This is a genomic window from Janthinobacterium sp. JC611 (genome assembly GCF_018682595.1).
Lineage (GTDB): Bacteria > Pseudomonadota > Gammaproteobacteria > Burkholderiales > Burkholderiaceae_D > Janthinobacterium.
Genome location: NZ_JAFLJN010000044.1, coordinates 153619 through 170836 on the forward strand (window position 1 = coordinate 153619; position 17218 = coordinate 170836).

The 17218-nt window shown below is 64.2% G+C and carries 17 protein-coding genes; 3 read left to right on the forward strand and 14 right to left on the reverse strand.

Annotation, left to right across the window (positions count from 1 at the left end; all coding sequences use genetic code 11):
* Positions 1-48 precede the first annotated feature (48 nt).
* Positions 49-795 (reverse strand): SDR family oxidoreductase, encoded by a 747-nt coding sequence (locus J0O65_RS24540; protein ID WP_215409779.1) that lies wholly within the window; start codon positions 793-795, stop codon positions 49-51.
* A 140-nt stretch (positions 796-935) separates the two neighbouring features.
* On the opposite strand from J0O65_RS24540, the gene J0O65_RS24545 reads away from it, so the two are divergent.
* Positions 936-2267 carry an IS4 family transposase gene (locus tag J0O65_RS24545; protein ID WP_215409780.1) on the forward strand — a complete coding sequence of 444 codons (1332 nt, stop codon included), beginning with the start codon at positions 936-938 and terminating at the stop codon, positions 2265-2267.
* 49 nt (positions 2268-2316) lie between these two features.
* Here J0O65_RS24545 and J0O65_RS24550 read toward each other — a convergent pair whose 3' ends face one another.
* The 13 genes from J0O65_RS24550 to J0O65_RS24610 all read right to left on the reverse strand — a co-directional run bounded on the left by J0O65_RS24550 (position 2317) and on the right by J0O65_RS24610 (position 16055).
* A complete protein-coding gene (locus tag J0O65_RS24550; protein ID WP_215409781.1) occupies positions 2317-3615 on the reverse strand; it encodes an NAD(P)/FAD-dependent oxidoreductase in 1299 nt (432 codons plus the stop codon).
* A gap of 15 nt (positions 3616-3630) precedes the next feature.
* Complete coding sequence (locus tag J0O65_RS24555) at positions 3631-4125, reverse strand: hypothetical protein (protein ID WP_215409782.1); 495 nt, start codon at positions 4123-4125, stop codon at positions 3631-3633.
* A 93-nt stretch (positions 4126-4218) separates the two neighbouring features.
* A complete protein-coding gene (locus tag J0O65_RS24560) occupies positions 4219-4992 on the reverse strand; it encodes a transporter (protein ID WP_251373966.1) in 774 nt (257 codons plus the stop codon).
* A 77-nt stretch (positions 4993-5069) separates the two neighbouring features.
* A complete protein-coding gene (locus tag J0O65_RS28185) occupies positions 5070-6725 on the reverse strand; it encodes a methyl-accepting chemotaxis protein (RefSeq protein ID WP_215409783.1) in 1656 nt (551 codons plus the stop codon).
* A 179-nt stretch (positions 6726-6904) separates the two neighbouring features.
* On the reverse strand, positions 6905-8287 hold the full coding sequence (locus J0O65_RS24570; protein WP_215409784.1) for a multicopper oxidase family protein: 1383 nt from the start codon (positions 8285-8287) through the stop codon (positions 6905-6907).
* 2 nt (positions 8288-8289) lie between these two features.
* The gene (locus tag J0O65_RS24575; protein WP_251373967.1) at positions 8290-9660 is read right to left on the reverse strand and encodes a TolC family protein; all 1371 of its coding nucleotides are present in this window, start codon (positions 9658-9660) and stop codon (positions 8290-8292) included.
* A gap of 1 nt (position 9661) precedes the next feature.
* Positions 9662-10018, reverse strand: a complete 357-nt coding sequence (locus tag J0O65_RS24580; RefSeq protein ID WP_215409786.1) for a hypothetical protein — start codon at positions 10016-10018, stop codon at positions 9662-9664.
* A 114-nt stretch (positions 10019-10132) separates the two neighbouring features.
* Entirely contained in the window at positions 10133-10558 is a 426-nt protein-coding gene (locus tag J0O65_RS24585; RefSeq protein ID WP_215409787.1) for a hypothetical protein, read from the reverse strand.
* A 45-nt stretch (positions 10559-10603) separates the two neighbouring features.
* Positions 10604-11137, reverse strand: a complete 534-nt coding sequence (locus J0O65_RS24590) for a hypothetical protein (protein WP_215409788.1) — start codon at positions 11135-11137, stop codon at positions 10604-10606.
* A gap of 134 nt (positions 11138-11271) precedes the next feature.
* Positions 11272-12846, reverse strand: coding sequence for a sensor domain-containing diguanylate cyclase (locus J0O65_RS24595; protein ID WP_215409789.1), 1575 nt, complete (start codon positions 12844-12846; stop codon positions 11272-11274).
* A 143-nt stretch (positions 12847-12989) separates the two neighbouring features.
* On the reverse strand, positions 12990-13547 hold the full coding sequence (locus J0O65_RS24600) for an NADPH-dependent FMN reductase (protein WP_215409790.1): 558 nt from the start codon (positions 13545-13547) through the stop codon (positions 12990-12992).
* Between the two features lie 86 nt (positions 13548-13633).
* A complete protein-coding gene (gene alr / locus J0O65_RS24605; RefSeq protein ID WP_251373968.1) occupies positions 13634-14752 on the reverse strand; it encodes an alanine racemase in 1119 nt (372 codons plus the stop codon).
* Positions 14753-14765: 13 nt separating this feature from the next.
* Positions 14766-16055 (reverse strand): D-amino acid dehydrogenase, encoded by a 1290-nt coding sequence (locus tag J0O65_RS24610; protein WP_215409792.1) that lies wholly within the window; start codon positions 16053-16055, stop codon positions 14766-14768.
* A 106-nt stretch (positions 16056-16161) separates the two neighbouring features.
* Between J0O65_RS24610 and J0O65_RS24615 the strand changes: the two genes are divergently transcribed.
* Positions 16162-16662: an Lrp/AsnC ligand binding domain-containing protein gene (locus tag J0O65_RS24615; RefSeq protein WP_034754979.1), complete on the forward strand. Its 501-nt coding sequence runs from the start codon at positions 16162-16164 to the stop codon at positions 16660-16662.
* A 147-nt stretch (positions 16663-16809) separates the two neighbouring features.
* Positions 16810-17157, forward strand: a complete 348-nt coding sequence (locus tag J0O65_RS24620) for a hypothetical protein (protein WP_215409793.1) — start codon at positions 16810-16812, stop codon at positions 17155-17157.
* Positions 17158-17218 lie beyond the last annotated feature (61 nt).

Here is a 17218-nt window from a genome sequence, read left to right on the forward strand (position 1 = left end):
TTGATAATTGGCCCGCCGATTGAATCAGTCGCTTGCCGCGTTTGAAAATCAGCGTCCGCCCGCCACGTCGAGGATGCTGCCCGTCACATAGCTCGCGCCTGGCCCCAGCAGGTACACGATGGCGTCGGCAATTTCTTCCGGCTGGCCGCCCCGCAGCATCGGCACGCCGGGCGCCAGGCGCGCCACCCGCCCCGGCTCGCCGCCAGACGCGTGGATGTCCGTGTAGATGATGCCGGGCCGCACGCCGTTGACGCGGACGCCCTCGGCCGCCACTTCCTTCGCCAGGCCCACGGTCAAGGTATCGACGGCGCCCTTCGAGGCCGCGTAATCGATGTATTCGCCAGGGGAGCCGAGGCGCGCCGCCGCCGACGAGACGTTCACGATGCGTCCGCCCTGCCCGCCATTGGCCGTCGACATGCGCCGCACCGCCTGCTGGCAGCACAGGAAATAACTGATCACGTTGGTGCGCAGCACGCGTTCGAGGCGCTGCGCGGACATGTCGACGAGCCGGCATTTCTGTTCCAGCACGCCCACATTGTTGACCAGCGCCGTCAAGATCCCCAGGCGGGCATCGACTTCCGCAAACAGGCGTGCCACGTCCGCTTCATAACTGACGTCGGCCTGCACGGCGATGGCCTCGCCGCCTTCGGCCACGATGCGCGCGCACAGTTCCCCGGCCGCCTGCGCATCGCGCGCATAGTTGACGCACACGGCATAGCCCTGGCGCGCCGCCAGCAGGGCCGTCGCCGCGCCGATGCCGCGACTGCTGCCGGTAATCAAGATCACTTCCTTCATCGTCCCTCCCGGATGGTTGTGGCGTCATCATACGCGGACGAAAAAAAACCCGCGCGCGGCTAATGCCGTTCAGTTAAGACTGAACGGCATTTTCATTTTGGGCTTGTAAACGTCAGGGGCTGCTGTTAACCTGCCTGGCTATGCTCGACGATACTCTCCACTTCCTTGCCAACCACCTTGAAGCACCTGACTGGCGCCGGCTGGGCGAACACTTGCCGGTCGAGTGGATTGAACAAGCCGTGCAGCGCAATGATGCAACGAGCATCCGCCATCGTCGCCTGCCGGCCGAACAGGTAGTCTGGCTGATGGTGGCATTGGCGCTCTATCGACACAAGTCCATTAGTGAGGTCCTCGATGATATGGGCTTGGCCGTTCCGGACGCGCAGACCCCTTTTGTCAGCAAGAGCGCAGCTGCCCAGGCGCGCCAGCGCCTTGGTTCAGACCCGTTGAAATGGCTGTTCGATCACTCGGCGCAGCATTGGTGCGACCAGGATCGCCGCGCCTATGTATGTAAAGGGCTGGTGTTGTTTGCCATGGACGGGACCACCTTGCGGACCCACGACAATGCCAAGACCCGTGAACACTTCGGCGCACAACATTATTCCAGTGGCGCCATCGCGAGCTACCCTCAGGTACGCGGGGTGACCGTCACTGCGTTGTCCACCCATCTTGTTCACAGCGCTGCGTTTGGGCCTTACGGCACGAACGAAATGCGGTACGCCAAAGAGCTAATCGATGGCATCCCCAACGATTCGCTGACCGTCTTTGATCGCGGATTTCTCTCAGCTGAAATTCTGTGCGCGCTGACGCGAGGCGGCAGTGAGCGCCACTTCGTCATTCCGGCCAAAGCGAATACGCGCTGGGAAGTGATCGAGGGCGATGAGCATGGCGATGACTTCACCGTACGCATGCGCGTGTCGCCACAGGCGCGCACCAAGTGTGCCGAATTGCCCGCGTTTTGGGAGGCGCGCGCCATCACCGTCGTCGATGCACAAGGGCGCAAGCGTGTCCTATTAACTTCGCTGCGTGATCGACGCCGCTACAAGCCTGGCGATATAGCGAACTGCTACGCACGCCGCTGGGGCATCGAAACAAGCTACCGTGAACTCAAGCAGACCATGCTTGGAAGCACGCTCACCCTGCGTTCAAAAACCGTGGAGGGCGTGTACCAGGAGATCTGGGGCACCTTAATCGCCTATAACCTGATCCGGCTGGAGATCGCCAAAGCCGCTTTGGTGGTCAAATGCGAACCGACCGAAGTGAGCTTCATCCGCGCCTTTCACCTGATCCAGTTCGAACTGCACTGGGCTGCCGTGACCAGGTCGTATGGCAAGCTGCCTGCGTCAATGAAGCATCTGCGCGAAAGGCTGGTTAGCCTCTTGAATGACGAACGGCCCGATCGAAAATTCGATCGGGCCGTCAAGGCAAAACCAAAGCGCTATGCCACGCGCATTCTACGAAAACCTGCTTAACTGAACGGCATTAGGGCCTTGCGGCCCTTTTTACGTCGACAAGAATGGCTTAATGCAGCTTGACCTGCGGCGTGCTGCGCTTGATCAGGAAGCGGCCCATGGCCATGACGGCCGTGCGCACGCTGCCCAGCACGGCGTTGTGGTGCATCAGGTGCAGGCTGACGTACATCATGCGGGCAACAAAGCCTTCGACGAACCAGCTCAGGCCCTTGAGCGAACCCATCAGGGTTCCCACCGAGGTGGTGCGGCCAAACGAGACGAGCGAACCGTAGTCCAGGTACTCGTAGGGCTTGGTTTGCGGCGGCTTGCCCTTCGCTTGCAGCAGGAAGGTCTTCAGCAGGTAATCGGCTTGCTGGTGGGCAGCCTGGGCGCGCGGCGGCACCAGCTTGCCGTCCGGCCCCATGCAGGCGGCGCAATCGCCCAGCGCGAAGATATTCGCATGGCCCTGCACATTGAGCATGCCCGTCACTTCCAGCTGGCCGGCGCGGTTGGTCGGCAAGCCCAGGGTCGACAGGAATTCCGGCGCGCGGATGCCGGCGGCCCACACGCAGATGTCGGCCGCATAACTGGTGCCGCTGGCCACCGTCACCTTGTCGGCCTCGATCGAGGTGACGCGCGTATCGGTCACCACCGTGATGCCGTGCTGGCGCAGCAGTTTCGAGGCGGCGATGGAGACGCGCTCGGGCAGCGGCGCGAGGATGCGCGGCGCTCCTTCGAGCAGGGTGATGCGCACATCCTTGATGGCGTTGAGATTCTGGAAACCGTACGCGGCATACACGCCGCTCGCTTCGCGCAACTCGGCCGCCAGCTCCACGCCCGTGGCGCCGCCGCCGATGATGACGATGTCGACGCCGGGATGGCCCGCGTCGCCCTGGCGCTGCTCGGCCATGGCCAGCAGTTTCAGCAGGGTCAGACGGAAACGTTCGGCGTCTTCCGTGGCATTCAGGGAAATCGTGTTTTCCTGGGCGCCGGGCACGCCGAAATAATTCGACGTGCTGCCCACGGCCAGCACCAGCTGGTCGTAGCTGACAGTGCGCTGCGGCAAGAGCTGTTCATCCTTGTCCGTGGCGATGGCGCCCACGGTGAGGCTGTTCGACGCGGCGTCGAGCCCGATCAAGGGACCATAGACATAGGTAAAACCATTGTCATGCGCCAGCATCTGGTACGACAGGCCCTCCTGGTGTATATCCAGGGTGCCGGCCGCCACTTCATGCAGCGACGGCTTCCAGATGTGGTACAGGCGGCTGTCGACCAGGGTGACCTGACCGGGGCCGAGCTTGCGGCTGAGTTTGCAGGCCAGCTCCAGGCCGCCTGCACCTCCCCCTACGATAACGATTTTACTATGCAAAGATCCTCCTGCTTGTTAATCCCGGTGCCCGTTGCCATTGCCATGACCGTTGCCATGGCCACGGCCCGGATTGTCGTCATGCTTGTCGCGCTTGCCTTCATGCTTGTAGCGCTTGTCATCATGCTTGTCATAATGGCCGCGATCACGGTCATGCTCCCGATAGTCGGGACGGCCATGGTCGCCATGCTGCTGGCGGTAACGGGGCACATACTGGTTGTTATACCAACCATCTTGGACGAAATATACCTCTTGGTTACAGGCATTATACTTGCGGCAGTGCTTGGACCAGTGTTTGGCATGGCCGGGCGGCACGCGCAGGTAGATCGGGGCGGCCGAATAGTATTGCGGGCGCTGCACGATGACGGGCTGCGCGTAGATCAATTGCGGCGCGGGATAGTCGCCTATGTCGATGCGGCCGTAAAAGCCGGGCTGGCCCACGGTGACGGAAACCTGGGCAACGGCGGCGGTACCTGCCGACAGCAGGACGGCGGCGAGAATGAGGGTTTTCATGAGGACACTCCTTTTATCAGTTATGCCGTCATTGTAGACCTTGTGCGCCACCCTGTTTGTTCGCAAGGACACATAAGGAATCCCGTCGCAATCTCACCACAGCTTGCCCAAAGGCACGACCAGGCCGCTGAACAGCGACCAGTCCGGCGATGCCGCCGTCAAACCGCGCGCCATGCCAATGTCGATGGCCAGCCGCGGCGTGGGACTGCAGGTGGCGGCCAGCAACAGCTGCGCCGTGGCTGGCACGCCGCGCAGGCGCGTGCCCGACACTTCCGCCGTGGCGCCCCAGCGCGCGCTGACGGGCGTGGAAAACGAGGTCGCCCAGCCCGTTTGCACCCTGCCCGCGCCAAGGTCGGGCGCCCCCAGGCGCGTGGCGTTCAGGTTGGCGTCCATGTGCACGGCGCCCAGGTCGCGGCTGACAATGCCGTTCAGCGACATGTCGCTCTTGCCGCTGCCGATGCTGTCTTTGGCCGTGGGCAACTTCCAGCCCAGTTCCAGGCCCAGCGCCGTGGCGTCGTCGAGCACAAAAGCGCGCTTGAGCACGAGCGTCGTGTCGCCCACGCCCGTGTCGCGCCGCCCCGTGTCGTCGCGCGCACGGACGAAGCCCTCGCCTTCGAGCAGCACGCCCCATTCGGGCGTGAACGCCAGTTTGAAGGTGTACGGCAGGCTGGCGCGGCGCGTGTCGTCCGTTGTCGACAGCAAGCCGCCCGCCTCGAATTCCAGCTGGCCCGGCACGGGCAACTGGGCGGGACTGGCGACGGAAGGCCGGTAAGGCAAGACGGGATCGCCCTGCTGCGCCTGCGCCAGGGGCGCCAGGGACAGCAACAGCAGGGGAAAACAGAATAACGGCAGGGCAGGAGACGGCATGAGGAATCCGGAAGTGGCAAACGCGCAATAGCGACAGCCTACCACCACCGCGCCGATCGCGCCCGCTCCAGCCAGGTTCAGGCCAGGCGCCGCACGCCCTGCCTGACGCTCGCCACTGGCCGGCGCAGCGGCGTGACGTTGCTGGCCGGCGCCACGGCGATATGCTCGGCCTGGGCATGCAGGCGGAACACGCCCACCAGTTCCGTCAAGGTCTGCGCCTGATCCTGCAGCGATGCGGCGGCGGCCGCCGCCTCTTCCACCAGGGCCGCGTTTTGCTGCGTCACCTGGTCCATCTGCAGCACGGCCTGGTTGACTTGCTCGATGCCGGCGCTTTGTTCGGCGCTGGCGGCCGTGATTTCCTGCATGATATCGGCCACCTGGCGCACGCTGGCGACCACTTCATCCATCGTCTTGCCCGCGTCATGCACGAGTTTGGAACCGATCTCCACCTGCTCGACGGAGTCGCCGATCAGGGTCTTGATTTCCTTGGCGGCACTGGCCGAGCGTTGCGCCAGGTTGCGCACTTCGGACGCCACGACGGCAAATCCCCGCCCCTCTTCGCCCGCCCTGGCCGCTTCCACGGCCGCGTTCAAGGCGAGGATGTTGGTCTGGAAGGCGATGCCGTCGATGACGCTGATAATGTCGACGATCTTGCGCGAGGAGGCATTGATCGAGTCCATCGTCTGCACCACCTGCCCCACCACGGCGCCGCCCTTGCCCGCCACGTCGGACGCGGCGCCGGCCAGCGCATTGGCCTGGCGCGCGTTGTCCGCGTTCTGCCGCACGGCCGACGTCAGCTCTTCCATCGACGACGCCGTTTCTTCCAGCGAACTGGCCTGCTCTTCCGTGCGCGACGACAGGTCGAGGTTGCCCTGGGCGATTTCGCCCGAGGCCGTATTGATGGTGTCCGTGCCCGAACGCACCTGGCTGACGATGCCGACCAGCTTGTCGCGCATGGTTTTCATGGCGAACAGCAGGCTGGCGCTGTCGTGGCTGGCCGTGCGGATATCGACGGTGAGGTCGCCCTCGGCGATGGCGCCGGCGATCTTGACGGCATACGCCGGTTCGCCGCCCAGCTGGCGCGTCAGTCCGCGCGTGATCAGCGCGCCCAGCGCCAGGCCGGCGGCCATGCTGACCAGCACCAGCGCGATCATGAAGCTGCGGCTGGCCTGGTACACGCCGGACGCCTGCTCGGACGCCGCCTTGGCGCGCGCTTCCTTCTGCAGCGAGAGTTTTTCCAGCACGCCGTCGAGTTCGTCGGCATGCTGGCGCGTCTTGTTGAGCAGCTCGGTCAGCTGCGCGCTGCGCTGGGCCAGCGGCTCGGCCGCCGCCAAGGTCAGCGCCTGCTGCATGGTGGCGATGTATTCGGCTTCGACGGTGGCGAAGCGGGCAAACAGTTCCTTGGCCGCTTGCGTGACGAACAACGGTTCCGCCTTGGCAAGGTAACTTTTATTCGACTCGAGGAATTTGGCGATGTCGGCCTGGCGCGTGGCGCGTTCCTCGGCGGTCGTGGCCAGCAAAAAATTGCTGCGCGCGCGGCCCACCTTGATCAGGGCGATATTGGCTTCCTTGATGTACGACAAGCCCAGCAATTCATGGTTGTACATCTGCCCCGCCATGGTATCGATCTTGCCCATGTTGAAGATGCCGATGCCGGCCACGATGGCCCCCATCAGCGCGACGCAGAAAAATGCCGCCAGCAAGCGCGTACCCACCTTCATCCGGTTCAACATGATTTCCCCCATAAACTGGCTGACATTCAAGGCAACTGGAGCGTACTGGCTTGAATATAAAGAAAAATCACGGAAAAAAATGCTCGGATTGTCACCAAATAACAATTCATTGATTTATAACAACATGCAGAACGGCTTGCCATGCTAGGCAAGCCGTTCTGGCATTTGCGTGTGCCCCGTCAATGCCCCGTGTGCGCGCCAGGTTTGCGCACCGTCATCTCCACGCCACCCTTGGCCGGCAACTTGCCCGTACCCTGGCCGCGCACGGGCGCCGGCAAGGCGCCCGTCCATTCATAGGCCACGCTGCCGGCCGGATGCTGGTACCAGCCCGGGTCGCGGTAGTCGCCCGGTTTCTGCTCCTTGCGCACCTTGACGGTGGTAAACATGCCGCCCATGCCGATGGCGCCGAAGGGGCCGTCGCCGGCCATCATCGGCAGGGTGTTGTCGGGGATCGGCATCTGCATCTCGCCCATGTCGGCCATGCCCCGCTCGCCCATCACCATGTAGCCGGGCACGAGCTGGTTGATCTTCGCCGCCACTCCCTGGTGGTCGACGCCGATCATGGTCGGCACGTCGTGCCCCATGGCATTCATCGTATGGTGCGACTTGTGGCAGTGGAAAGCCCAGTCGCCCAGGTCGGTGGCCGTGAATTCCACGGCGCGCATCTGGCCGACGGCAATATCGGTCGTCACTTCGGGCCAGCGCGACTCGGGGCGCGTCCAGCCGCCATCCGTGCCCGTCACCTCGAATTCATGGCCATGCATGTGGATCGGGTGGTTCGTCATGGTCAGATTGCCCACGCGCACGCGCACCTTGTCGCCCTGGCGCACGACCATCGGGTCGATGCCGGGGAAGACGCGGCTGTTGAAGGTGAACAGATTAAACTCCGTCATCGTCATGATCTTCGGCGTGTAGCTGCCGGGGTCGATGTCGTAGTTGCTCAGCAAGAAGACGAAATCGCGGTCCACCCTCATGAAATTCGGGTCTTTTGGATGCGTGACCCAGAAACCCATCATGCCCATGGCCATCTGCGTCATTTCATCGGCGTGCGGGTGGTACATGAAGGTGCCGGGCCGCCTGGCAACGAATTCATAGACGAAGGTCTTGCCGGGAGGAATGCCCGGCTGGGTCAGGCCCGTGACGCCATCCATGCCGTTGGGCAAGCGCTGGCCATGCCAGTGCACGCTCGTGTGTTCCGGCAACTTGTTGGTGACAAAGATGCGCACCCGGTCGCCCTCCACCACTTCGATGGTGGGACCGGGCGACTGGCCGTTGTAGCCCCATAGATTCGCCATCATGCCGGGCGCCAGCTCGCGCACGACGGGTTCGGCCACCAAATGAAATTCCTTGACGTTGTTGTTCATGCGCCAAGGCAAGGACCAGCCATTCAGGGTGACGACGGGGTTGTACGGGCGCCCGTTCGGCGGCGGTGGCGGCGCCTTCGTCTCGGCGCTGGCCATGCTGGCGGCTTCCGGCAGCGATGCCGCGCCGACTCTGCTGACGGCCGCGGCACTGAGGGCGACGGCGCCCGCGTTCATGAAAAAGTTTCTACGTGTAATCATCATTATTCCTTTGTCGCAGTTGCCACACCTGGGCCGCTGCCATTGATGGCGCCTTGCAGTTGCGTTTGCGCGATCCAGAAATCGCGCTGGGTCTCGATGGCGCCGTTGACGCTGGCGACCTGCTCGCGCGCGTCGGCCAGCAGCTCGAACACGCTGGCCAGCATACCGTTGTAGCGCAGCAAGACTTCATGCGAAATCGTCTTGCGCAGCGGCACGACCTCATCGCGGTAGTGGCGCGCCAGGTCGTAGGCCGTGCGGTAGCTGGAATACGCCTCGCGCACTTCCGAGCGGGCCTTGACAGCCGTGCCCGCCGTGCGCTGCAGCGACTGTTCATATAGCGCTTGCGCCCTGGCGTTGCGCGCCGAACCCCAGTCGAACAGCGGCAATTCCAGCGACACTTCATAGCCGTTTTCGCGCGGCGCCTCGCTCGTGCTCTTGTTGGTGTAACCCACGTCGAGCACGTTGATGAAACCCGTCACCTTGGACAGGCCCAGCGCGCTGGCCGTCGCCTGCGTGTCGAGTTTACTCATCTGCACGTCGAGGCGCTGCTCCATCGCTTGCGCCTCGATATTGCCCGCCTCGGCTGGCTTGGCCGGCAAGTCGGGCAGGCGCGACGGCAAGGTGAACGCCGTTTGCTTGCCCCACAGGCCCAGCAAGCGCGTCAGGTGTTCGCGCGTGGCCGTGGCCTGGTGGCGCGCGCGGGCCAGGTCGCCGACGGCGTCCGCATAAAACACTTGCTGGCGCGCCTGGTCGAGGCGGCTCCAGTTGCCCGCCTGCTGCAAGCGCGTGGCCAGTTCCGCGCCCGCCTCGGCCGACAGCAGCGCCCGCTGCATGAACGCTTCCGTCTGCACGGCGGCCACGGCGTTGAAGTAGGCGCGGCGCGTGTCCGACGCCAGTTGCACGGCGCTGCTGGCGGCCTGCAGCTTGGCCTGCTCGAAACGGCCGCGCTCGATGTTGACGCGCATCGGCATGGTCAGCAAGCCGGCCAGATCGAAGCTGACGCCGCGGTCGATTTCATTGCCATGGCTGCCATGCGAGCGGCCGAACGACAGGCCGGGATTGCGCAAGCGCCCCGCCTGCACCAGGTCCGCCTCGGACGCGCCCAGTTCGGCCAGCGCCACTTTCATGCCGTGGTTGTTCATCAGGGCGATGCGCACGGCGCTGTCGGCGTCCAGCGGCTGGGCCAGCAGCTGCGCCAGCTTCTCGTCCGTGTCGGAGGAGGCCAGCGCCCCGGGCGCGCCCGTGCGGGCATCGGCCAGCGCGGACACCGTCCCCATGCCACCATCGGGGCTGAAGCTGGCGCAGCCGCCGAGCAGCAGGACGGCCGCCAGCGCCAGCGGCGTCAAACAAATTGATTTTTTGAAACGGGCCATGTCAATGTCCTTCATGCTGGTGTGGCTGATGTTGCTGGGCCGGCTGGACGGCCGGCTGGGGACTGGGCTTATCCATCGGCATCTTGTGCCCTTCCATCTTGTGGCCCTCCATCTTCATCATGCCCATGTGGCCGCCCGCCTTGCCGACTTTGTCGTTGAGGGCGCGCCAGGCCTGGTCGGGCGTGGCGTCATCCTCGGCGGCGGGACGGTAGCCGGCGAAGGCGGAGCGGTAAGTGGTGGCCGGCACGGAGGCTTGCGCCTCTTGCGGGGCGGAGGGGGCGGGCGTGGATGCGGCCGGGCCGGCGGCGCTGGCGGCCAGCGGCAGCACGGCCAGCGCAAGGCTGAACAGGTGTTTCATGGTATTCCTTGAATGACAGGGTATGGCGCGGCGGGCGCGCGGCTGGAACCTCGGCGTACGGCAAGCACGCCCGCGATGCACGTGCGGCGGCCGCACCGCCGGGTTCACGGGCGGTCAGGCGGAGCGCGTGCTTCTCGGGGGACGTTCGGGACCAGGCGGGATATGCCCGGCGAACAGGGAATCGGGCGCCAGCGCCGGAGGCGGCGCGCGCAGGGTCAGGGCGTGCAGATCCGGCATGCCGGGCGGCGCCGTGGCGCCCACGGTGCAAGCGCCATGGTTGCTGCAATCGTGGCCGTGGTGCGTGGCGCCGCCATCGTCCATGGCCATGGACATCGGCTGGTCCGCCATCTGCATCGCTGCCATGTCGCCCATGTCGTGGCACTGGGGCGCCTGCGCCTGGGCTGCCACGACGGTCACCGTGGCCGCCAGCTCGTCCACGCAGCAGCTGCGCATGGCCGACGCAAAGCCCTGCATGGGCAGCGTGACGGCCAGCAGCCAGAGCAGCGAGCGGGCGAGACAGCGGAAAAAGGCACGGTTCATGGCACGACTATAAACCTTCCCACACGAGGAAGGTCAAGTCCCTATTCAAGCTTGCCGGCCGTGCGTCAGCCAGATCACGTAGACGCCGTAGTAGCCCTGCCCTTCGAAGATGGCGTGGCCATCGGCAAACGACACTGCCTGCACTTCATTGATGGTGAAATAGGCGCGCCGGTCGGCCGTCTCCACGTCGCCCCAGTAGCGGGCATCGGGCGCACGATAGCCGCTGACGCGGCCGATGGCGGCCAGCAAGTCGCCGATCATGAAGTCAAGCAGCATCTCGGCCAGCAGCGGCCGGTGGGCGGCCAGCATGGCCGTGATGCCGGGGTAGCCGGCGTCCCTGAGCGCGGGCAAGTCGCTTTGCTCGTACTGCAAGTCGTCTTCGCGGCAAGTCTGGATAAAACTGTCGAACGGCGCGTCGAGCAGGCCCGCCAGCGCCGTTTCGGGCACGCTCAGGCGAAACGGCTGCAGCGGCAGCACGCTGCGCTGGCCATAGTTGAGTTCGCGGCAACCGAGGAAGGCCAGCGGATGCGGCCGGCCAGCGACCTCGCAGCGGATGCCGATTTCTTGCTCAAGCGTCATCAATATCCATCCATGCCGTGTCTGCCGTCCCCGTTGTGCGTTCCAAGGCCACATGGTAAGCGCTGGCGCGCAAACAGAACAGGCTCAGATGCAACAGAAAACAGGGGATCAGTTCATGCCGCACGGCCCGCCTGTCAGGCCGGTTCCGTGATGCCCACGCGGTTGCGTCCGTTTTCCTTGGCCACGTACAGGGCAGCGTCGGCCGCCAGCAGCACGGCGTCCGTGCCGTCCGCCACCTGCTCCGACGACACCACGCCCAGCGACACCGTGATGGCGCCCGCGCCGGGGATCACGGCGGCGGCCACCTTGGCGCGCAGGCGCTCGGCCACCTGCATGGCCACGTCCAGGTCGGCATCGGGCAGCAGCATGATAAATTCATCGCCGCCATTGCGGCACAGCACGTCGACGTCGCGCGAACAGGCGCGCATCAGCTGCGCCAGGCGCAGAATGACGTCGTCGCCCACGGCATGGCCCCACTGGTCGTTGACCTGCTTGAAATGGTCGATATCGATGGCGATGACGGAAAACGGCCGCGCCTGCGCCTGCCAATCGTCCAGCGCCGCCGCCATGCCGCGCCGGTTCGCCAGGCCCGTCAGCGGGTCCGTCTGTACGTCGGTCTTCAGCTTGCCGATCTTGTTCTGCAACAATGCCAAGCCCTTCAGCAGGGCTTTCTTGATCAGCGCCGCCTCCACGTACCACGAGCGGATGGCGGCGATGCGCTCGGCCGTGCCCGGCGCATCCATGCGCCGCGCCCCTTCGGCCAGCTGCACCAGCGGGCGCGAAATCAGGCTGGCCAGCCACCAGATGAATGGCAGGCTCAGCAAGGCGATCGGCAGCGAATGCCATACCGTGTTGGCCATCAGCTGGTTCAGCGGCGCCAGGGTCATGGCCGTCGGGCGCTGCGCCACGATGCCCCAGCCCGTCGACGGCATGATGGCGTAGCCGGCCAGCATGTCCACACCCAGGCTGTTGTGCATGCGCCGGTTGCCGCCGCCCTGCCGCGCGATGACGGCGTCGATGACGTCATTGCTGCCGGCCACGTCGCCCAGGCGCTCGGGGTCCGGGTGGTACAGCAGGCGCCGGTTCTGGTCCACCACGTACAGGTAGGAGCCGTCGCGGTAATAATGCTGGCCCAGCATGGTGTACAGGATGTTTTTCTGTTTCAGGTAGATGCTGCCGCCCACGTAGCCGAGATAGCGGCCATCCTTGCCCAGGATGGGATGCGAAATGAAGACCACCAGGTTGCCGGCCGAGGAGACGTAGGGCTGCGTCACCAGCGGGCGCCGTTCGCGCAGCGCCTGCACGGCGCCGGCCGAGTCGAGCGTGCGGTTTTTCAGGGCCAGGGTTTCCGGCGACACACCCAGCACCTTGCCCTGGGCATCGACGATGAGCACGGAATTGAAGCTGTTCGTTTGCAGGCGCAGGCGCTGCGCCTCGTCCGTCAGCCATTGCTCGTCCCCCATGCGCGATGGCAGGCTGCCGGCGCTGTAGGCGAGCTGCTGGCGCGCCGATTGCAGGAAATCCTCTGCCGTGCTGGCCAGCTTGCTCGCGTACGCGTGGTTCGCTTCCAGGGTGGTATCGATCAGCAACTGGCGCTGCACGCGGTAGCTGGCATAAAACGTATTGGCCAGGGACACGAGGGCGCTGGCAAAGGCCACGAGCACGATCAAACGGCGCAAATTCATGCGCAGAACAGGTTTGGTCCACATGAGGTTGGCAAGAATCGGGAAAATATTGCGCTAAAGAAAGGGCGCATTATACCGAGACACCCGTGCCAATATTGAAATCCTGGCATCCATGGTCAAAGAATGTGAACAAGCGGCAACGCTGAGCGCTGCCGCCTTGACCTGCATCAAGCGTGGATGGCGTGCTTGCGTACCCAGTCCGCGTAACGCTGCATCCAGCCCTGGAAGAAGCCGAGGCTGGCCGGGCCGATACCGCCATGCTCGTCAAACAAGCCGTCCTTGGCCTGGATAAACATTTCGGGCTGGCCCAGCAGCGGCACGTCCAGGTAGGCCAGCACATTGCGCAAATGCTGCTGCGCCAGGGCCGTCCCCGTGGCGCCCACGGAGACACCGAGCACGGCGCCCGGCTTGCCGCCCCACACGCTCTGGCCGTACGGGCGCGAACCGTGGTCGAGGGCGTTTTTCAGCACGCCGGGGATCGAGCGGTTGTATTCGGGGGTGAGAAACAGCAAGGCTTGCGAAGCGGAAATGTCGGATTTCAGGCGCAGTACCTGCTCCGGCTGCGCGCCATCGTCGTCCTGGTTATACAGCGGCAAGTCACCGATGTCGATGTGTTTGAAGGAAAACTCGGGCGGCGCCAGCTTGACGATGGCATCGGCCAGCTTGCGGTTGAAGGAATCCTTGCGCAGGCTGCCGACGATGATAGCAACGTTATATTGACTCATATATATCCCCGATGATGGTGAAAAAAATAGCCCTGAGTGAACTTCACTGCAGGGCCATCTTGCCACACAATCATGGGTTTTGCGCGCTAGCGTGCCGACTGCGCGAGGCCCCGATACTCGCGGTAATAGCGCCCGCCAAGATTGGTCAGCACCTCATAGCCGATGGTATTGGCCATGGCCGCCACGGCGTCGACCGGGTGTTCGGCGCAGATCAGGTCGACGAGGCTGCCCGGCGCGACGCGGTCACCGGCGATGGCGCTCACGTCCAGGGTGATGGAATCCATCGAGATGGCGCCGATCTGCGGCACTTTCACGCCGTCGACGATGGCCAGGCCCTGGTTGCTCATGCTGCGCAGCCAGCCATCGGCATAGCCGACGGACACCGTCGCCACCTGGCGCGGCTCGCTGGCCGTGTAGCGGCGGCTGTAGCCCACGTGGTCGCCGGCGGCGATCGTGCGCGTCTGCAGCACCTTGCCTTGCAGGCGCACGACGGGGCGCAGGGGATTGGGCTCGCCGCCCTGCGGCCCGATGCCGTACAGGGCCGCACCGGGACGCACCAGGTCGAAGTGGTAGTCGGGCGACAGGAAAATGCCCGAGGAATTGGCCAGGCTGGCGCGGTACTGCGGCAAACGGGCGCGGATGGCGATGAAACGGGCCAGTTGCTCGCCATTCATGGGGTTGGCGCGCTCGTCGGCGCAGGCCAGGTGGCTCATGATGTAGCGCACCTTGATGCCGTCGAGAAAGTGTTCATCAGCCAGCCAGGCGTCGATTTCCCGCGGCGACAAGCCCATGCGCGACATGCCCGTATCGACCTGCACGATGGCGTCCAGGGCGGTGCCCAGCGCCTTCGCATGCGCGCGCCAGCCGGCCACCTGCGGCTCGCTGTTGAGCACGGGGATCAAGCCGTGGGCCGTGAATTCGCCTTCCGTATCGACGGGCGGGCCGTGCAGCACGAAGATGGCCGCGTCCGGCGCCACGTGCGGGCGCAGGCTGATGCCCTCTTCCAGGTGGGCCACGAAAAAATGGCGGCAACCTTCTTCATACAGGGCCCCGCCCACTTGCGCGGCGCCCAGGCCATACGCGTCGGATTTGACGACGGCGGAACAGGCGGCTGGGTGCGCCTTGTCGCGCAGCAAGCGGTAGTTGGCGCGCACGGCGTCGAGGTCCACAGTCAGGATGGCGCCGCTACGCTCTTTCGGAGGCATGCTACCGGCCATCTCAAGCCACCGCGGGTTGCAGTTTGCCATTGCCCTGCGCGCCGCTGTAGCGGCTGACGGACAGGTCGTCGGCCAGGATCGCCGGCTTCTTCGACGACATCAGGTCGGCCAGCAATTGCGCCGAACCGCAGGACATGGTCCAGCCCAGGGTACCGTGGCCCGTGTTGAGGAACAGGTTGCGCAGCGGCGTGCGGCCGACGATCGGCGTGCCGTCCGGCGTCATCGGACGCAGGCCCGTCCAGAAGCTAGCCTCGGCCGTGTTGCCGCCGCCGGGGAACAGGTCGTTGACGACCATTTCCAGGGTTTCGCGGCGGCGCGGGTTCAGGTTCAGGTTGTAGCCGGCGATTTCCGCCATGCCGCCCACGCGGATGCGGTCGTCGAAACGGGTGACGGCGATCTTGTAGGTTTCGTCGAGGATGGTCGAGACGGGCGCCTTGGCCGCGTTGACGATAGGCACGGTGATCGAATAACCCTTCAATGGATACACGGGAATGTCGAGCAGCGGCTTGATGAAGCCCGTCGAGTAGGAACCCAGGGCCACCACGTAGGAATCGGCCTTGACGATTTCCGCACCGCATTGCACGCCGGCGATTTCATCGCCCTGCGTCAGCAAGGCGTCGATGGACACGCCATAGCGGAACTTCACGCCCAGCGCCTCGGCCATCTCGGACAGGCGGGTGGTAAACAACTGGCAGTCGCCCGTTTCATCGTTGGGCAGGCGCAGGCCGCCGAACAGTTTATCCTTGACCGCTTCCAGGGCCGGTTCGGCGCGCGACAGCTCGTTGCGCTGCAGCACTTCATACGGCACGCCCGCGTCTTTCAACACTTCGATATCCTTGGCGGCATCGTTGTATTGCTTTTCGGTGCGGAACAATTGCATCGTGCCTTGCTGGCGGCCTTCATAGGTGATGCCGGCCTCGGCGCGCAGCACCTTGAAGCAGTCGCGGCTGTACTCGGCCAGGCGCACCATGCGTTCCTTGTTCACGGCATACGCTTCCGGTGTGCAATTACGCAACATCTGCCACATCCATTTCAGCTGCGCGGCGCTGCCGTCGAGCGAGATGGCCAGCGGCGCGTGGCGCTGCATCATCCACTTCACGGCTTTCAGGGGAATGCCGGGCGCGGCCCATGGCGAGGCGTAGCCGGGCGAGATCTGCCCCGCATTCGCGAAGCTGGTTTCCAGTGCCGGGCCCGGCTGGCGGTCGATGACGGTCACCTCATGTCCTGCCTTGGCCAGATAGTAAGCACTGGTGACGCCGATGACGCCGCTACCCAGAATCACGATACGCATAGTTTCCTCATTATATTTTTTTAGGCTGATGCCAGATTAACCGCTATCATATTGGGAAAGAGCCAGTATTTGTTCACGTATAAATCGAGATATTCAGCAATAAATCATGAGAATCCTTAAAGAATCGGCACGTGGCCTCGACAAGCTGGATCGCCACATCCTGCGCATCCTGCAACAGGATGGCCGCATCTCGATGAAAGACCTGGGCGAACAGGTGGGACTGTCCATCACGCCCTGCATCGAGCGGGTCAAGCGCATGGAGCGCGACGGCGTCATCACGGGCTACCATGCCAAGGTGAACCCGGCGGCGCTGGGCGCCAAGCTGCTCGTTTTTGTAGAGATTACGCTCAATCAAAAATCCGCGTCAGCCTTCGAGCAATTCCGCCGCGAAGTGCTGCAAATTCCCGAGGTGCAGGAATGCCACCTGGTGTCGGGCGACTTCGATTACCTGATCAAGGCGCGCATCCATGAAATGGCCGAGTACCGCAAGCTGCTGGGCGACATGCTGCTGCAACTGCCCGGCGCCGCGCAATCGAAAAGCTATGTGGTGATGGAAGAGATCAAGGAAACGCTGGCGCTGTCGACCGACGTGCTGCAGAGCCGATAAAAGTACCGGCTGGCGCTACCGACGGCATCGTTTTTTGCGCCTTTGTATAATCTGGTAGCACATTGCCTGGTTCCCAAGCACACTCCCTCCTGACATCACGCCCGTCCCCTCTGAGATTGGAAGCAGTGATGCACACCGGGAGTCCCTATGAACACATTGATCAAACTGGCAGCTTCCTGCCTCGCGGGCCTGGCCGTGGCCATGTGCACCGCCAGTGAATACAAGGTCAACCGCGCGCCGGACAATGGCGCCATCTATCAGAACATCCAGGTCGGCAAGACCACCCGCCTCGACCTCGACGCGGCCTTGGGCAACGCCACCGTCGTCAGCTTCGATCCCGGCTATGAAGTCTGGGTCTACAAGAACCAGCTGAAAACACCGAGCGTGACGCGCCTGATCCCCTTGCTCGGTGAAAAAGGCACGCGCGAAGTGGCCGTCATGTTCGACCAGGCGGGCATCGTCAGGAAATTCCGCATCCACGAGCCGCGCAGGTAGGCGCGGGCCGCGCACGCGTGCGCTAGCGTAAGGCAGCCGCCAGCCAGATAGCTATACTGGC